Here is a 15,727-nt window from a genome sequence, read left to right as displayed (position 1 = left end):
ATCACGGTTTCGCCACCGGCAGGGTGGCCTCCACGATGGTGCCGCCGCCCGGTCGTCGGCCCAGCTCCCAGCTCCCACCGCGGGCTCGCACGCGCTCCTCGATGCCGAGTAGGCCCGAGCCGCGCGTGGGCGCAGGGGGCGGCCCGATGCCGTCGTCGCTGACCCGCAGGCGGGCGCGGTCGCCGACGCGGACCAGCTCGACGCAGGCGGTCGTGGCCTTCGCGTGCCGGACGATATTGGTGAGGGCCTCCTGGGCGATGCGGTAGATGGTCAGCACGCCGAGCTCGTCCAGTCCTGGCTCGGGATCCAGACGTACCCGTACCGTCACGCCCTGCTGACGCAGCGGCTGCGCGAGCAGCTCGTCGATGTCGGACAGGCGTGGCGGCGCACTCACCGCGATCGCCGCGTCCGGATCGCGCAGGTGCACGACGAGCGTGTCGAGCTCGCTCAGTGCGGTACGGCCGCTCTCCGCGATCGCCCGCAGCGCCGCCGCCGGGTCGGCACCGAACTGGCCCGCCTCGGCTTGCACCACCATCGCGGTGACGTGATGGCCGACCACGTCGTGCAACTCGCGGGCCAGGTTCGTCCGCTGCTCGAGCCAGGCTGCCTGGTCGCGCAGCTCGCCCGCCTCCCGGGTCAGGGCGTAGCCGCGCGACCACGACCGGAACAGAATCGCCAGGAGGTATCCGGCCGTCACGAAGCCGATCGGCTGCTCGTACAGCCCACGCTGGTCAAGCAGCGCGACAGCGAGGGCGCCGAAGGCGCCGGCCAGGCCCCCCGCCCACCCCAGCCACGGACGCCGGGCCGGGTCCTCACAGGTCGAGACGAACACGAGGCCGGCGGACGCGAGGCCCAACTGCACCGACTCCCCGGTGCTCACCACCGCCACGAACGCGGCGCAGACCGCGAACACCAGGGCCCGGTACCGGGGCCGCAGCGCCACGGCCACAAGGCCGACGGGCAGCACCAGCCGCGCCCACCCCGCCGGCACGGCCAGGCCCCCCTCGACGGTGGTGACCACGACGGCGATGATCAAGCCCGCCGCGCCGTACGCGAGCCGGCGTACTCGCCCGGGGTCGCGCAACCCTTCCCGAATCCTGGTCCTCACCTGCATAGTTTCGACGATCCGGCCCGAAACCGACCAGGTACCCCGGTACCAGACCGGCCGGTACCCCGGTGCCGCTCCCGCGACCGGATCGGCACCGCGGCACGTTCCGCCCGGAACGCTCACCGTACGAGGCTGCGGAGGTGACGCTTGTCGAGCCCCGCACCGCTGTCACCGTCGGCCCGCTCCGTACGGTTCCCAACTACATCACGGCCATCCGCACGGTCGTCTCCGTCGCCGTCGGTGTCGCCGCCGTCGTCGCCGGCTCCGCCGTTCTGCTGTCGGTGGCGTACGGCATCTACTGGTTCGGCGACGTGCTCGACGGTTGGGCCGCACGCAGACTCGGGCAGGAGACCCGGGCGGGGGCGGTCCTGGACATCGTGAGCGACCGCGCCTGCGCCGCCGTGCTCGGCGCGGGGCTGGTCTCACTCGTGCCCGACGTCGCGGTCGTGGCAGTGGTCTTTCTGCTCTCGTTCCTGGTGCTGGACACCATGCTGTCGCTGGCGTTTCTGTGTTGGCCCGTGCTCAGCCCCAACTACTTCCACCTGATCGACCGACGGGTGTGGGCGGTGAACTGGTCGCCCGTGGCGAAGGCCGCCAACACCGCCGGGGTCATCGGCGCCGTCGCGTTCGGGCAGTACGGACTCGCGCTGGCGGTCGCCGTCGCCGTCGTCGCGGTCAAGCTGTGGTCGGCCGCGGCGATGGTCCGGCTGCTCGACCGGGACGGCCGGTCATGAGCGTCCTCGTCGAGGCGGTGCTGGCGCTCGGGTACGGTCTCGCGTCGGCCCTCGTCCCGGTCGTCAACGCCGAGGTCTACGCCGTCGTCGCCGGACACCGTGGCAGCCACGCCCTGGTCGCCGTTCTCGCCCTGGCGCTCGGGCAGACCGCCGGCAAGCTACTCCTGTTCGAAGCCGCGCGTCGCGGAACGGGACGGCTCGCCCGGAAATTCGCACGTCGGAGCCGATCAGGTCGCGCGGCGGCCGGGAGCGCCCGTTGGGCCGGGCGGATGCAGCGCTGGCTCTCCCGCCGACGCACCGCCCTGCCGACGGTGCTCGCCTCCGCCACGGTCGGGGTCCCACCGCTGGCCGTGGTCAGCCTCGCCGCCGGCACCGCGGGCCTCCGACACCGCGAGTTCGCCGCCGCATGCCTGGCCGGGCGAGTGATCCGGTTCGCCCTCCTCGTCCTACCGGGGGCGTTGACCTAACCTCGGTCGTCGTCGAGCACCGCGACGGGCTGTCGCCGAGGTGCCGGACCGCGGAGACCTGTCGCGCGTCCGGGAGAGGTGGAGATCGCGACGGCGCAGGCGAGCCCGGCGAGCACGGCTGCCAGTACGAACCCACGGGCGAAGCCCGACATCACCGCATCCTGGACGACTGCCGTAGAGGGAAGGCCCAGGGCTGCGGCATCAGCGACCTGGTCCTCGGTGACCCTGGCCGCCACGGACGCCAGCACCGCGACTCCGACCGTGCCGCCGACCGCCTGGAACGTGCTGAGCAGCCCTGAGGCGATGCCCGTCTCGTGTTCGGGCACGTCGGTCATCGCGGCAGCGGCGTTGGCCACGAAGGTCGTGCCCACCCCGGCGCCCAGCCCGACGAGACAGGGCAGCAGCATGGTCACGTAGGCGTCGCCCGCATCCAGTTGGGCGAGCCACAGCGCGGCGAGCATGGCGGCTGCCGTACCGCCGACGACCATCCGGCGCGCGCCGTAGACCGGCACGAAACGGCGAGTGGCCACGGCGAAGATGAGCACGCCCACCCCAATGGGGAGGAATTGGAGTCCGGTTTCCATGGGCCGTCGCGCGAAGACGTCCTGCAACGCGCGGGTGAGGAAGAAGAAGGAAGGGTAGAGGCAGGCGAAGAGCAGCATGGCGATCAGGTAGGCGCCGAGGCGTGTGCGGTGTCGTAGCAGGCTCAGCGGGAGCATCGGCTCGGCGACTGCTCGCTCGACCTTCACGAACACGCCGACCAGCAGGACTGACAGCACGAGCGCGGCGTGCGCCGCGCGGTCGTCCCAGCCTTCGCCACCGGCCCGGATCACTCCGTACACCAGCGCGGTCAAGGCGGCGGTGCCCGACAGAGCGCCGAGGAGGTCGAGCCGCCGCCGGCGTCCCGCGGTGTCGGGCAGCACCTTCGGTGCGGCCACGGCGAGAAGCAGGCCGATCGGCACGTTGACCAGGAACACCCAACGCCACGACGCCGCCTCGGTGAGGATGCCGCCAAGGACGAGCCCGAGCGTGATGCCGAGTCCCGCCATCGCACCGTACGCGATCATCGCCTTGTTCCGACGCGGCCCGGGCGGATGGAGCGTGGTTATCAACGACAGCGTCGTCGGCGTCGCGAGGGCGGCCCCGAGGCCCTGGATCGCTCGCGCCGTCAGCAGCACCGACTCGTCCCGCGCCAGGCCGCCGAGCAGAGACGACGCGGTGAACAGGAGCACCCCGACGACCAGAGTCCGCCGGTGCCCGAAGAGGTCACCGGCGCGGCCACCGAGCAGCAGCAGCCCGCCGTAGGTGAGCGTGTAGGCGTCGATGACCCAGGCGAGCGACGCGTTGGACAGGGCGAATTCGGTCTGCACGGCCGGCAGGGCCAGGTTGACGATCGTGACGTCAAGCGTCGCCATGAGTTGCGCCAGGCAGATCAACGGCAACGCGAGCGCGCTCAAACGCGAGGTCGTCACTGGAGGTTGGGTGGACACGGTCACTCCCGAGTCTGATAGCGGGCGGCTGAACTGCCGGTACGGCGTTCCGTGATGTTCCGGTCGACCGTCTCGTCCAACCGGCAGCACCGGGGAGGGACGCCTGACCAGGCCGCACGCTGCCGCGTCGTGAGGGAGGCGAGCCGGCGTGGCGTTTCGGTTTCCAGGTCTCGTCGACCTGTGCCGCTCACGCAGCCGGGCTCGGGTGCGACCCCTGAACGACGGTCCCCGGTCGGGGTGCGACCTGAGTCGTACGCGGAGCGGTGACCTGAGACGGATGTGGCCGCCGGGCCGTTGGGCCGAAGGTTGCCGGGTGACCGAATCGATCCAGGGCCTCGGAATGTCGCTGCCGGAAATCCTCGCGGTGCTCGGTGCTGTCGGGCTGGTGCTTGCCCGCTGGCTGCCGCCCGCTGGCCGCCGCCCGACCACGATCGGTGCCGCGGCGGTGGTGGCGGCGTCCACCGTGGTGCTCGTCGTGGTCGGGGTGCGGTGGCAACTGGTGCCGGTTCTCGGGTGTGCGGCCGTGATGCTGTCGCTCGCCGTGCCCGCGCTGGTGCGAGGGCGTGACGGGCGGCCGGCGTGGCGGGCCCGCTGGTGGCTGGCGCTACCGGGAACGGTGGTGTGTCTGGGGCTCATCGCCACCGGGCCCGCCGCGGCGTGGGCGCTGCCCGTGCCGGTTTTTCCGCGACCGTCGGGGCAGCTCGGGGTCGGCACCACGGTGCTGCAGTGGACCGACCCGGACCGCCCGGAGACCGCCACACCCGCGCCAGACGACCGCCGCACCGTCGTGGTGCAGCTGTGGTATCCGGCGCGCCCGAGCGCCGTGGGCGATGAGCGGGCCCGGTACGGCGGTCGCACCGCGCACGAGGCGCACGTCGTGTTCGGTGCCCTGGCGCACTATCTCGGCGCGCCCGGCTTCCTGCTCGACGGTGCCGCGGACGCCCGGACCTGGTCGGTGCCCGAAGCGGCCGTGGCCGACACCGGCGGGCGGTTCCCCATCGTGCTGTTCTCGCCAGGGCTCGGCGGTGTGCGCACCCAGAACACCGCGTGGGCCGAGGAACTGGCCAGCCGGGGCTATGTCGTCGTGGGCGTCGACCATCCGTACGACTCCGCCGCTGTCGTCCTCGCCGACGGCACGACCGTCCGTACCCGGGTCGGTGCCACCGGCGACGACGCCGTGGACCGGCGGAGCGTGGACGATTGGACGGCAATCCGCGCCGCCGACCTGCGCTTCGTGCTGACCCAACTGGGCCGCCTCGACCGCGGCGAGATCCGGGGGCCGTTCACCGACCGCCTCGACACCGACCGGGCCGCGGTGACCGGCCACTCCGCCGGCGGAGCCGCCGCCCTGCTGGCCGCCCGGCAGGATGCCCGGTTCGCAGTCGTCATCGACATCGACGGCGCCCCCCACGATCCCCACCCGCAGCCGTTCCACCAGCCCGTACTGGCGCTCGCCCACCCGGTCGACCCGGCGGTGAACCCCACCTACCTTCCCCAGTTGACACACGTGCTGAACCTCGGCACCTCGACCGGCTACCTGCTCGTCGTTCCCGGATCGGCGCACTTGACGTTCACCGACGCGCCACTCTTCCTGCCGCCGGTCCCCTCGCTCGTGGGCACCCGGAGCCGCGCCGGCGCGCTGCGCATGACCATCGCCACCACGGTCGCCTTCCTGGACGCCACGCTGCGCAACGCGCCGGGCGACCTCGCCGCGCGACTCAGGGCGTACGGCGAGCTCACCGTGCACCGATCCGACGGCCGACGCTGAGCCCTGCCCAGCCGATCTGGCCCGTCCGTAGTTTCCAGACCACGAGCAACACCAGGAGTTGATCGAGGACCGCACCTGGGCGGCTGCCGCACGGGAGCGGGTTGCCGGTGTGCGCCCGGCGGCGGGGTGCGCGCCTGTCGGCGACGGATGCACGTGTGCGTGACTGCCGAGGGAGGGGCAGGCGCTCGACCTTGCTCCTCCCTCGGCAGAGCTCAGGCGGACTCGGTGGGGAGCCCGGCCGCCACCCAATCCTGGATGCCCTCGCGGTACTTCCGCACGTTGGTGTAACCGAGAGCGGTCAGGCGGTCGGCGACCTGTCCGCTGTTGGGGCAGGCCGGGTTGGAGCAGTAGGTGACGACCGCCGCGCCGCGGTCGGGAAGCAGGGTGGACGCCTCGGCTTCCACGTCGGCCAGGACCAGTTCGATGGCGCCGGGCAGGTGCTGCTTGGCGTAGTACTCGCCGCCCAGCGTGTCCAGCACAGTCACGGAGCCGGCGTCGATCGCCGCCGTCAGTTCGTCGCGGGTGATGAGTGCGGTCATGTCGCTACCTTCCGAGAGATATGGACTATAGTCCGGTTGTGCCTCACCACGATAGCGGACCACGGTCCGTTTCAGCAACGCCCCTGGAGCTCCTGCGCACCCCACCAGCCAAGGAGCGCGCGGACGCGGCACGTAACCGCGCCGCCGTGCTGGAGGCCGCGGGCAGGTTGTTCGCCCAACACGGCGTCGAAGCGGTATCCATGGACCAGGTGGCGGCAGCCGCCGGTGTCGGCAAGGGCACCTTGTTCCGCCGCTTCGGCGACAAGTCCGGGCTGGCCGCGGCGCTGCTGGACGCCCGGGAGTCCGTGCTGCAGGAGGCGATCCTGCACGGGCCGCCGCCCCTCGGCCCCGGCGCACCGGCCGAGGAACGCCTGACCGCCTTCATCGGGGCCTACCTCGATTACCTGCTGGAACACCTGGCCCTGATCCGAATGTCAGAGACCTCGACACCCGGTGCCCGGTACCGGATCGGCGCCTACCGGTTCTGGCACCGCCACATGTCAATCTTGCTCGGCCCCACACCCGACCCCGAACACGCCGCCCACGCCCTGCTCGCCGCCCTGGCCGCCGAACACGTGGCCGCGCTCCTGCCGGAACTCGGCGAACAGCGGATACGAGCTGGCCTCACCCGCCTCGCCCACGCGGCGATGCGATCCAGTCCGTAAGAATCCGGCCGTCCCCCTGGGTACCCGATTCGTCGATGCTCTGGTTCCACGCGGTGACCCTGGGCGCCGCTGCGCCCGGCTGGTTGCGGCGGGACCCGGACCAACCTCGCCCGGATCTCCGCACTGCCGCCGGCGTCCTGACGCGCCCCCGACGGCGTAGATGATCGCTTCGCGCCGGCGTCCGGGCGCAGGCTCATCGACGACCTCCGCCGGCGCGCCGAGCCGTCCGGGTGTTCCGGCCGGTCCTCCTGCCGCGTGCGACGTACGGTGCCAGGGTTTCGCGGAACTTCCGGGCGTTGTCCGCGGAGAGGTCGATCTCGTACCTGGTGTCGTCCAGGGCGAAACGCAGGGTCTCGTCAGCGTCGTCACCGGTCAGGTCGTCGATGAGTTTGTGCAGTATCCGCTTCGCCATTCGGTCGTCCTCTGGTCGGATCCTCTCGGGGAGGGTCTGCGGATGGTCGAGGTCGTTGATCTTCTTTGGCTTGTGCCGCGGGGATGACGACGTGGTGACCCGCAGGTTCGGCGGTGCCAGGTGGAATACTTACGATAACGTATACGCGAAATGAAAAGCAAGTAATCTGCTTCGTGTATTGCGGCGGTCGAGTCCGAGGGAAGCGCCTCGCGTCGTCGACGAGGACGACGTCGCCGGTGGCGCAGCCGCGCGCCGCGGTGTCGTAGACATGCTGAGCCAGCGATGGGATTTTCCCGGCCCGCCCGCCGCAGGCTCGGTTCCGCTGCGGCCGGGAGGTCACGGGGCCATGAGCCAGCCCTCGGTGGGGTGGCCGGCGCGGCGGGGCACCTGGTCCGCCCACCAACGGGTGGACGCGCGCACCACCTGGGCGGGATCCGCCACCGGGAAGGTGGGCTCGAACGGTTGGCGCATCGCGGTGTATGCCTCGAACTGTTCGAGCAGGTCGGTGGCGCGCATCTGCATGGGGGAGAGGTGCTCGCGTACCAGCGGGAGATGCAGTCGCTTCCAGCGGTCCGGCGCGACGATCGGGGGGAACGGCACCGGGTCGCGTCCGCGCTGGCGCCGCCACTCGTTGATCTCGTCGAGAAAGGCCGACAGGAACGCGTCCATGGTCAGGCAGCCCGTCCCGGCGGCGATCACCTCGGTCCGCCCGCCGCCGGGCCGGAGGCAGCACGTCTCCAGCGCCGCGGCCACCTCGTCGACCGGGGCCACCTCGACATATCCGTCGCGGGCGCCGACGACGGCCGGGGCCAGGCCCGACACGAGGGCCTGGAAGAGCGTGTACGGGCCGGTGAACGCCGCGATCATCCCGGTGGACCGTCCACCCAGGATCAGCGGTGGCCGGACGATCACGCAGTCTCCGACAGCCGAGTCGGTGACGATCCGTTCACCGGCGGCCTTGGACCACTCGTAGCCGTTGCGGAAGCCGTCGTACTCGGGTCGCCCCGGCGCGTCGGTGGGGCCGGGTCCGTCGGCGTAGGCGGTCGACACGTGCACGAACCGGGTCCGGCCGGTAGCCAGGGCCAGGGCCGCGCGCAGGGTGTCGATGTTCGCGCGGGTGGCCTCGGCGCGGTCCATGGTCCAGCGGGTGGACGCCGCGGTGTGCACGATGACGTCCCACGGGCCGCGCAGTAGCGCGGGCGGGTCCTCCGTACCCATCACCCAGCCGACGGTCGGCGGTCCGCCGTCGGGCTCGGGGCGGCGGCGCACCGTGCGCACCACGTCGAACCGCGGGTCCCGGGCAAGTAACCGGGCCGTCTCACTGCCGACGATGCCCGCCGCTCCCGTCACCAGGATGCGCATCGATGTTCCTATCGCTCGGGGGAGAGGACGAGGGAGCTGTTGTGCCCGCCGAAGCCGTAGGAGTGGCTGAGCACCGGCATCGGGTCGATCCGGCGGGTCGATCCGGCGACGACGTCGATGTCGACATCGGGCTGTCGCAGGTTGCCCACCGGAAAGACCGTGCCCAGCCGGGCACACTCGAGAGCGACGATCGCCTCCATCGCCCCGGCCGCGCCGAAGAGATGCCCGGTAACCCCCTTGCAGGTGGTGACCGGCGGGCAGGCGTCGCCGAAGACCGTGCGGTAGGAGCGGGCCTCCGCGGCGTCGCCGGCCCGGGTGCCCGTGCCGTGTCCGTTGATGTGCCCGATCGCGGCGGGGTTCAGTTTCGCGTCGAGGAGGGCCGACTCGATCGCCTGGGCGCCGCCCGCACCGCTCGCGTCGGGAGCCAGCGGATGGTGGGCGTCGGAGGTGGTGCCGTACCCCAGGATCCGGCCCAGGACGGTGGCGCCCCGCGCCCGGGCCCGGGTCTCCTCCTCCAGGACGAGGAACGCGGCCCCCTCGGCGAGGACGAGACCGCTGCGGTCGGCGTCGAAGGGCCGGCAGGCCCGGCCGGGGTCGTCGGAGGCGGTGGCCATGACACCCAGACGCGCCATCCCGGTCATGATGTGGGGGGTGACCGGCGCGTCCGTTCCGCCGGCCACGGCCACGTCCAGCTCGCCGTACTGGACCTTGCGGAACGCCTCGCCGATGGCGGTCGTGCCGCTGGCGCAGGCGGCGGCATACGTCGTGGCGGAGCCGTGCGCACCCAGCATGAGGGCGAGGGCGGCGGCCGGGGAGTTGGGCATGGCCAGTGGCACCAGGAGGGCCGTGGTGCCGGTCGGGTCGCCCGCGGCCTCCCGCACGGCGAACTCCATCGGCGGCGCGCCCCCGCTGCCCACTCCCACGGCGACGCCGGCGCCGCGCAGGAGCGGATCGCCGCTGAGGCCGCTGTGACTGACGGCGGCCAGCGCCGCCGTCACCGCCATCTCGGCGGAACGGCTGTAGTACTTGCGCCGCCGGTCGGTCAGCTCCGGCGCGGCGGCGAAGTCCGCCACGGTGGCGGCGAAGGACACGGCGACGTTGTCGGCGACCAACTCGGGCACGACCGCGGCGACACCCCGGGCCCGGTCCAGTGCGGACAGCGCGTCGCCCACCGTGCTTCCGACCGGCGTGACCAGACCGAAGCCGGTCACCACCACCGACCGGGTCACGACTGGCCGTCCCGCAGGTGTTCCGTCAGCACCCGGACGAAGTCGTCGACGGAGACGATGTCGCGCAGGGTCTGCACCGGCAGCCGCCGCCCGAGCGACCGTTCGAGCCGGACACCCATCTCGGTCAGTTCCAGGCTGTCGACCTTGTAGGTCCGGATGAACGGCTCGTCGCCGGCGAGTTCGGTCGGGTCGATGCCGAGTACGGCGGCCACCTCGTGACGGACGATGCTGTCGATGGACGGTGACATGATGCGCGGCCTCCTATGCCTCGACGTCCCGCACCGCGCGGGCGAGCGCGGCGGAGATGAGTTGGTGGGCGGTGTCGATGTCGTCGGGGCCGGCGACCAGCGGCGGCATGAGACGCAGGCACTCCGGTCGGCCCAGGCACGGCGAGACCAACAGCCCTTCCTGGGCGAGGTTCACCAGCACCTCGCCACCCAGGTGCGGGGTGGCGAACTCGATCGCCCACAGCAGCCCCCGCCCGCGTACCTGGCGGACCGCGTCCGGGTGTCGGCCGCGGAGGTCGGTCAGGTGCCCGGCCAGCCGCTCGGCCAGGTCGACGGCGTGGCCGGCCAGCCGCTCGACCTCGTCCAGGGCGGCCACCAGGGCGGCGCATCCGAGGGGATAGGCGCTGAACGTGGCCGTGTGCTTGTACGGGTCGGCCAGCAGCGGCCGGTAGAGGTCATCGGTGCAGACGACCGCGGAGACCGGCACCACCCCGCCGCCGAGCCCCTTGCCGAACAGCACCGCGTCGACGGGCAGTTCGTCGGCGACGGCGACAGACGGCGCGAGGCAGCGGCGCAGCCCGCACTGGATCTCGTCGGAGATGGCGAAGGCGCCGGCGGCGTGCGCGGCGGCGCACCACTCGGTCAGCAGGTCGCGATGCAGGGGGACGACGCCGCCCTCGCCCTGGACCGGCTCGAAGATCACCGCCGCGACGTCCCCGGCGCGGAGCCTGACCCGCAGCGCGGCGGTGTCGGCCACGTCGAGGTGCTCGACGTGGCCCAGCAGCGCGTGCAGCCCCGCCCGGAACAGCGGCGTCGAGGTGGCCGACAGGGCGCCCAGTGTCTTGCCGTGGTAGCCGCCGCGGACCGCCAGCACGGTGGGGCGCCCGGTGGCCAGGCGGGCGAGTTTGAGTGCGGCCTCGACCGCGTCGCTGCCGTTGGCGCCGAGGTAGACCCGGGTGAGGCCGGCGCCGAGATAGGTGCCCAACCGGGTGGCGGCCGTGGCCGTGACCGGGTTGGCCAGGGTCCGGGTGCTGACCGGCTGCTGGTTGAGTTGGCGGGTCACGGCGGCCAGCACCGCGGGATTGCGGTGCCCCAGCAGGGCCACGCCGTACGAGCCGAAGTCCAACCGGGATCGGCCGTCGGAGGTCCGGACGCGGCATCCCGCCGCGGACTCCTCGACCGCCCCCTGACCGATCACCTTGCCGGTGAGCGCCGCGGCCGGGGTGAGGTGCCGGCGGACGGCGCCGAAGGTGTCCGCCGCCACCGGGTCACGTCGCATCGCGCACCGGGATGTCCGAGAGGTCCAGGCCCCCGTCGATGCCCAGGTGGCGTCGTCCCAGGTACTGCCGGACGGCCGCCCGGGTCGGCGGGTGGTACCGGCTGGCCTGGGCGTCGCGCCACAGCCGGGACAGCCGAGCGCGTCGGCCGTACGACTGCCCGCCGCACACCTCGCTGAACGTGGCGACCGCCTCGGTGACGCCGTCCACGGCCTCGCTCTTGAGCGCGAGCGCGAAGGGCAGCAGCGCGGTGGCGTCGCGGCCGGCGTCCATCTGGGTGGCCAGGGCCAGGCACGACGCCTCCAGGGTCAGCAGCCGGCTGAGCGCGCCGCCGGCAACTCCCTGGTAGGTGGGAAGTTGGGCGCGGGACCCGCCGGTGTGCACGACCCGGCCGCGGTGCAGCATCGCACCGGCGGCATCGGCCGCCGCCTTCGCCACCCCGAGGTACACGGCGGTGGCGGTGAGGCAGAACCAGACGAGTCCGGCGTCGATCGTGACGTCCTCGACGCCCGCCCGTCCTTCGGTGAAGACCAGATCCTGGGGCAGGTGGACGTCGTCGAAGACGACGGTGTGTGACCCCGACGCCCGCATGCCCAGGGCGTCCCAGGTGCGGTCGACGGTGATTCCGGGGGCGTGCCCGGGGAGCAGGCCGATGACGAGGTCGCCGTCGGCGCTCTGCGCCTGGGTGCAGTACAGGTCGGCGACGCCCGCGAGTGAGCAGGGTGTCTTGCGCCCCTTCACCGTCCAGCCGTCGGCGTGTCGAACCGCCGTCATGCCGGCCCGCGACACGCTGCCGGCCAGCCCGGGTTCGGCGAACGCCGAGGCCACCAGTCTGCCCTGGGACGCGATCGCCTCCAGCAGGAACCAGGAGGTGTCGGTGTTCCGCCGCCACTCCTCGACCATGATCCCGACGGAGAACACGTGCATGTTCACCGCGATGGCCAGACCGGGGTCGGCGCTGCCGAGAAGGCGCTGGGTGGCGCAACACTCGACCAAGCCGGCCCCGCGGCCCTCCATCTCCACGGGCACGGCCAGCCCGGGCCACCCGCATTCCCGGAGCGCGGCGAGGCTGTCGAGATTCAGCTCTCCGTCGTCGTCGGACTTCGCGGCGCGACTCGCGATGCCGTCGAGCGTGCCGGCCGGCAGGAGCGCACTCACGTCCGGCCACAGGTAGTCGTAGTTCATTAGGGTATCGCTCACCCGGAACCCCTCCGATGATCACGCCTGCTCCATCGGAATATAGGGCAGTGACCCATCGGCATTGTTGAATGCTTTTCAGCAATACGTGCCGGCGGCGATGTTACCGTCCAACCGACCACGGCGACGCATCGTCGAATCGTGGCAGACATGTCACCGCGGCGTCGGGAGCGGGGATGCTGAAACAGGACACCGATATACGGAGCGCGTTGTCGAAGGTGGGCATCACGCTCGCGCAATTGCGGGACTCGGGTGGGAGTGTGCTGGCCGATGGCCGTGCCTATCTGGTCGGCTCGCTGGCTCAGGGGTTCGGCAACGGGGGAAGTGACGTCGATATCCACGTGTTCGACGAATCCGCGCACCCGGACAGCGCCCCCTATCTGTTCTTCGTCGATCAGGTGCCGGTCGACATCGAATTCTTTCCCGCGGTCCGGGTCGCCACGATGGTCGCCGAACTCGGCCGTGCGGCGGTGCACACGCAGGTCGGACCGATCGCGCTCCACCCGGCGCCGCGTGGCCATCGCAAGATGTGCCTGTCCCGCTGGATGACGGCCGTTCCCCTCGACCCCGCACACGGCGCGCTGCTGACCACCGCCGACGCCGCGGTGATCCGGGCGCACCTGCTGCGCCACAGCGTCGAGCTGACCGTGCTGTACGCGGCGCTGGCCGAGTTGGCCGAGCTGGGTGGCGCGAACCCGGCGGGGCTGTGGGGACACAGCGGGCGGGCGCTGCTCGACCTGTTGTGCACCGAACGTGGCCTTGCCCCGATGGGCGCCAAGTGGCTCCCGGCGCGACTGCGTGCGGCCGGGGTCGACGACGCCGTACGCCGTTCGTTCGCCCCGGCCACCCTCGACGACTGGGTGGCGGCCGTCGCCCGACTGGTGTGGCCGATCGACGACCCCCTCGCCCTGGTCGAGTTGCGGGAGTGCACGATCGGCGAGCCGGTCCTCCTCGGCCGGCGGACCATGGCCGTGACGCGCTACCACCGGCTGCACGGCGGCGAGCCGCCGGCCGGCGGATGCCTCCGGCAGACCGTCGCGGAGGCCGGCGCCCGGCGGGTTCTGGAATGGATGCGGGCCGGACTGGTGCGTCCCGTTGTCGACCCGGCCGCGCTCGACCGCTCCGCCCGCCGATCGCCGGCCGACGCCGAACCCGCGGGAGAACCACGGTGACCCGGGCGTCGGAGTGGGACACCTGGTGGGTGGCCAACCGGGCAGCCCCCGCGACCTATGTCTACTTCACCTACGTGCAGAGCTCACTGGGGGACATGGATGCCGCGACCGTCGACCGTGACTGGGAGACCGTCGTGGCGGCGGCGGCCGAGGCGGTGACGTCGATCGGGTACTGCCTGCTGGTGCTGCGGGGCCTGGAGGGCAACACCTACGACGGCGAGGTGGCGATCCACCTCGCCGACGCCCGCCCCGGGGATCCGATGGCGGAGGTCGAGTCGACCCGCCGGTCGCTGCCGGAGGCGGTGGGCGCGTCGCGGGAGCAGGCCGAGACGGCCCGCGCGGCGGTACGGAGGCTGACCGATCTCGTCGTGGCCGAGCTGCCGTCGGCGCTGCCGACCGTACGCGCATCCGACGGGTTCTTCCCCAGCGTCCGCATCGCCAAGGACTACGAGAACCTGCGCAAACGGCTCGGACTGCCGCCGCTGGACTGGATCCAGTGGCTGCACTGAGAGCGTGTCCCGCCGCGAGCCGCCGTCGACTACGAGGAGTGTCATGCCGCATGTGATCACCCGGACCGTCTGCGCCGCAGGTGTCGACGCGGTCTGGGCCAGACTCAAGGACATCGAGTCCTATCCGACCTACATGACAGTGGTCCGGTCGGTGGAGATCGAACGGGAGCTGTCCGACGGACGCCGGGTCAGCGCGTGGTCGGTCCTGCTCAAGGGCTCGGTCCTGGAGTGGCGTGAGGAGGAGGTCGTCGACGAGGCGCGCCGAACGCTGTCCTTCGAGCAACTCGACGGAGACATGGACGTGTTCACCGGGCAGTGGCGGGTGACCGCCGAGTCGGGCGGGACGGTCATCACGATGGAGGCCACGTTCGACATCGGCATCCCGCTGCTGGCCGAGATGCTGAACCCGGTCGCCGAGAAGGCGCTGCGGGACAGTTGCGTCCAGATCGCCTCGGCCGTGGGCGCGCAGGCGCATGCCTAGCTGGGCGGTGGGCCCGTACCTGGCCGCCCGCTTCCCCGTACCGCTGATGGTGGTGGCCGCGCTTCCCGGGGTCGCCGCGGGTCTCGCCCACGGCGGCGTCCCGCCCGCCACCCTCGCCGCCTGCGCCGCCGGCACGATGCTGCTGTTTTTGGCGCAGCGGCTGGTGGACGACATCGACGACTTCGACCGCGATCGCGCCCAGGGCCGACTCCCGGCGCGGGTCAGCCGGGCGGGCATGGTCGCCGGCCTGGTGCTGAGCGGCGCCCTGGCGCTGCTGCTCGGCCTGCCCGGACCCGCGGCCGTGCTGACCGCGGCCGTGGCGTTGGCCGGCATGTGGGTGGGGCCCCTGGTGGCGCGGCACCGGGCACTGCGGCGGCCGGTGCTGCTGTTCGTGCTCTACGAGAGCGTGCCGCTCGCGATCATGGTGTTCCCGTCCGCCCGGGTCGCCGCCGACGCCCCGGTGGCATGGGGCGCCGGGCTCACCGTCGGCCTCGTGCTGTGGTGCGCCTACGAGTTCTGGAAGTTCTCCCGTAAACCCGGCGACGCCGGCTACACGCCCTTCGACCTGACGCCCGAGGGCCGGGTGCGGGCTGCCGCCGTCATCGCCGCCCTCGGCGCGGCGGTCGCCGCCGTGGCCGGCCGTACCGGTCTGCTGAACGCTCCGGTGTCGGTCGCCACCGCGACGGTCGCGGGGCTGTTCTGCCTGGCCGCCGCGCACCAGGCCGGGATCCGCGACCGCCGTGGTCTTCCGCCCCGGTGGTGGCCCGGCCTGCCGTTGCTGGTGATCCTGCCGGCGGTGGTGGCGGTGACCGCCGCCGCCACGGCCTGAACCGACGAGAGCGAGCCGCGATGCGAATTCTCCACCCGGGCATGCCGGTCACCGAGGTCGCCGCCCTGGGCGGGCGCAAGGCCGCCGGGCTCCGTGACCTGCGCGAACTCGGCCTCGCCGTGCCCGACTGGCGGGCGCTGCCGGTCGACGCCTTCACCGAGCACCTGCGACGCTGCCAGCCCGACCGGGGCGAAGGGGAGCCGGGTCCGCCGGGGACCCCGAGGAGGCCCGGCGACTCCGGGAGGCCATTCTGACGCGCGC

At 72.5% G+C, this 15,727-nt stretch carries 18 protein-coding genes; 9 read left to right on the top strand and 9 right to left on the bottom strand.

Annotation, left to right across the window (positions count from 1 at the left end):
* Nucleotide 1 precedes the first annotated feature (1 nt).
* Nucleotides 2–1,231, bottom strand: coding sequence for a sensor histidine kinase (locus ACIA6B_RS27505; protein ID WP_396777667.1), 1,230 nt, complete (start codon nucleotides 1,229–1,231; stop codon nucleotides 2–4).
* 17 nt (nucleotides 1,232–1,248) lie between these two features.
* On the opposite strand from ACIA6B_RS27505, the gene ACIA6B_RS27500 reads away from it, so the two are divergent.
* A complete protein-coding gene (locus ACIA6B_RS27500; RefSeq protein ID WP_396777665.1) occupies nucleotides 1,249–1,842 on the top strand; it encodes a CDP-alcohol phosphatidyltransferase family protein in 594 nt (197 codons plus the stop codon).
* The gene (locus ACIA6B_RS27495) at nucleotides 1,839–2,309 is read left to right on the top strand and encodes a VTT domain-containing protein (RefSeq protein WP_396777663.1); all 471 of its coding nucleotides are present in this window, start codon (nucleotides 1,839–1,841) and stop codon (nucleotides 2,307–2,309) included. Before ACIA6B_RS27500 ends, ACIA6B_RS27495 begins: the two co-directional genes overlap by 4 nt.
* Here ACIA6B_RS27495 and ACIA6B_RS27490 read toward each other — a convergent pair.
* Nucleotides 2,306–3,781 (bottom strand): MFS transporter, encoded by a 1,476-nt coding sequence (locus ACIA6B_RS27490; protein ID WP_396777661.1) that lies wholly within the window; start codon nucleotides 3,779–3,781, stop codon nucleotides 2,306–2,308. The genes ACIA6B_RS27495 and ACIA6B_RS27490 overlap by 4 nt on opposite strands.
* A 331-nt stretch (nucleotides 3,782–4,112) precedes the next feature.
* Here ACIA6B_RS27490 and ACIA6B_RS27485 point away from each other — a divergent pair, with 331 nt between their 5' ends.
* Nucleotides 4,113–5,567, top strand: a complete 1,455-nt coding sequence (locus ACIA6B_RS27485) for an alpha/beta hydrolase family protein (RefSeq protein WP_396777659.1) — start codon at nucleotides 4,113–4,115, stop codon at nucleotides 5,565–5,567.
* Nucleotides 5,568–5,779: 212 nt separating this feature from the next.
* Here ACIA6B_RS27485 and ACIA6B_RS27480 read toward each other — a convergent pair whose 3' ends face one another.
* A complete protein-coding gene (locus ACIA6B_RS27480) occupies nucleotides 5,780–6,106 on the bottom strand; it encodes a rhodanese-like domain-containing protein (RefSeq protein ID WP_396777658.1) in 327 nt (108 codons plus the stop codon).
* A gap of 146 nt (nucleotides 6,107–6,252) precedes the next feature.
* Here ACIA6B_RS27480 and ACIA6B_RS27475 point away from each other — a divergent pair, with 146 nt between their 5' ends.
* Nucleotides 6,253–6,771: a TetR/AcrR family transcriptional regulator gene (locus ACIA6B_RS27475; protein ID WP_396777655.1), complete on the top strand. Its 519-nt coding sequence runs from the start codon at nucleotides 6,253–6,255 to the stop codon at nucleotides 6,769–6,771.
* 193 nt (nucleotides 6,772–6,964) lie between these two features.
* On the opposite strand, the gene ACIA6B_RS27470 is transcribed toward ACIA6B_RS27475, so the two are convergent.
* The 6 genes from ACIA6B_RS27470 to ACIA6B_RS27445 form a co-directional block, all read right to left on the bottom strand.
* Entirely contained in the window at nucleotides 6,965–7,183 is a 219-nt protein-coding gene (locus tag ACIA6B_RS27470) for a histone-like nucleoid-structuring protein Lsr2 (protein WP_396777653.1), read from the bottom strand.
* A 336-nt stretch (nucleotides 7,184–7,519) separates the two neighbouring features.
* Complete coding sequence (locus ACIA6B_RS27465) at nucleotides 7,520–8,545, bottom strand: SDR family oxidoreductase (RefSeq protein ID WP_396777651.1); 1,026 nt, start codon at nucleotides 8,543–8,545, stop codon at nucleotides 7,520–7,522.
* 8 nt (nucleotides 8,546–8,553) lie between these two features.
* Nucleotides 8,554–9,774, bottom strand: a complete 1,221-nt coding sequence (locus ACIA6B_RS27460; RefSeq protein ID WP_396777649.1) for a beta-ketoacyl-[acyl-carrier-protein] synthase family protein — start codon at nucleotides 9,772–9,774, stop codon at nucleotides 8,554–8,556.
* Nucleotides 9,771–10,022: an acyl carrier protein gene (locus tag ACIA6B_RS27455; protein WP_396777647.1), complete on the bottom strand. Its 252-nt coding sequence runs from the start codon at nucleotides 10,020–10,022 to the stop codon at nucleotides 9,771–9,773. The genes ACIA6B_RS27460 and ACIA6B_RS27455 overlap by 4 nt, the downstream gene beginning before the upstream one ends.
* Before the next feature lie 13 nt (nucleotides 10,023–10,035).
* Complete coding sequence (locus tag ACIA6B_RS27450; protein WP_396777645.1) at nucleotides 10,036–11,280, bottom strand: aspartate aminotransferase family protein; 1,245 nt, start codon at nucleotides 11,278–11,280, stop codon at nucleotides 10,036–10,038.
* Nucleotides 11,270–12,478 (bottom strand): acyl-CoA dehydrogenase family protein, encoded by a 1,209-nt coding sequence (locus tag ACIA6B_RS27445; protein WP_396777643.1) that lies wholly within the window; start codon nucleotides 12,476–12,478, stop codon nucleotides 11,270–11,272. Before ACIA6B_RS27445 ends, ACIA6B_RS27450 begins: the two co-directional genes overlap by 11 nt.
* A gap of 173 nt (nucleotides 12,479–12,651) precedes the next feature.
* Between ACIA6B_RS27445 and ACIA6B_RS27440 the strand changes: the two genes are divergently transcribed.
* From ACIA6B_RS27440 to ACIA6B_RS27420, 5 genes are read left to right on the top strand one after another with little or no spacing between them, the layout of a single operon-like run.
* Entirely contained in the window at nucleotides 12,652–13,647 is a 996-nt protein-coding gene (locus ACIA6B_RS27440) for a hypothetical protein (protein WP_396777641.1), read from the top strand.
* A complete protein-coding gene (locus tag ACIA6B_RS27435) occupies nucleotides 13,644–14,156 on the top strand; it encodes a hypothetical protein (protein ID WP_396777639.1) in 513 nt (170 codons plus the stop codon). Before ACIA6B_RS27440 ends, ACIA6B_RS27435 begins: the two co-directional genes overlap by 4 nt.
* A gap of 43 nt (nucleotides 14,157–14,199) precedes the next feature.
* Complete coding sequence (locus ACIA6B_RS27430) at nucleotides 14,200–14,637, top strand: type II toxin-antitoxin system RatA family toxin (RefSeq protein ID WP_396777637.1); 438 nt, start codon at nucleotides 14,200–14,202, stop codon at nucleotides 14,635–14,637.
* Nucleotides 14,630–15,466, top strand: a complete 837-nt coding sequence (locus ACIA6B_RS27425) for a hypothetical protein (RefSeq protein ID WP_396777635.1) — start codon at nucleotides 14,630–14,632, stop codon at nucleotides 15,464–15,466. The genes ACIA6B_RS27430 and ACIA6B_RS27425 overlap by 8 nt, the downstream gene beginning before the upstream one ends.
* A gap of 20 nt (nucleotides 15,467–15,486) precedes the next feature.
* Nucleotides 15,487–15,720, top strand: a complete 234-nt coding sequence (locus tag ACIA6B_RS27420; protein WP_396777633.1) for a hypothetical protein — start codon at nucleotides 15,487–15,489, stop codon at nucleotides 15,718–15,720.
* The last annotated feature ends 7 nt before the right edge of the window (nucleotides 15,721–15,727 follow it).

It is taken from the genome of Micromonospora sp. NPDC051141 (assembly GCF_044455765.1).
Lineage (GTDB): Bacteria > Actinomycetota > Actinomycetes > Mycobacteriales > Micromonosporaceae > Micromonospora.
The sequence above is the reverse complement of the archived record's forward strand: the minus strand, read 5'-3'. Positions and strand labels throughout refer to the sequence as shown.

Excerpts from the sequence above, each read along its gene's own strand:
- ACIA6B_RS27455 (WP_396777647.1), bottom strand. The coding sequence starts at position 10,022 with ATGTCACCGTCCATCGACAGCATCGTCCGTCACGAGGTGGCCGCCGTA.
- ACIA6B_RS27465 (WP_396777651.1), bottom strand. The coding sequence starts at position 8,545 with ATGCGCATCCTGGTGACGGGAGCGGCGGGCATCGTCGGCAGTGAGACG.
- ACIA6B_RS27425 (WP_396777635.1), top strand. The coding sequence starts at position 14,630 with ATGCCTAGCTGGGCGGTGGGCCCGTACCTGGCCGCCCGCTTCCCCGTA.
- ACIA6B_RS27470 (WP_396777653.1), bottom strand. The coding sequence starts at position 7,183 with ATGGCGAAGCGGATACTGCACAAACTCATCGACGACCTGACCGGTGAC.
- ACIA6B_RS27495 (WP_396777663.1), top strand. The coding sequence starts at position 1,839 with ATGAGCGTCCTCGTCGAGGCGGTGCTGGCGCTCGGGTACGGTCTCGCG.
- ACIA6B_RS27430 (WP_396777637.1), top strand. The coding sequence starts at position 14,200 with ATGCCGCATGTGATCACCCGGACCGTCTGCGCCGCAGGTGTCGACGCG.
- ACIA6B_RS27440 (WP_396777641.1), top strand. The coding sequence starts at position 12,652 with ATGCTGAAACAGGACACCGATATACGGAGCGCGTTGTCGAAGGTGGGC.
- ACIA6B_RS27420 (WP_396777633.1), top strand. The coding sequence starts at position 15,487 with ATGCGAATTCTCCACCCGGGCATGCCGGTCACCGAGGTCGCCGCCCTG.
- ACIA6B_RS27450 (WP_396777645.1), bottom strand. The coding sequence starts at position 11,280 with ATGCGACGTGACCCGGTGGCGGCGGACACCTTCGGCGCCGTCCGCCGG.
- ACIA6B_RS27480 (WP_396777658.1), bottom strand. The coding sequence starts at position 6,106 with ATGACCGCACTCATCACCCGCGACGAACTGACGGCGGCGATCGACGCC.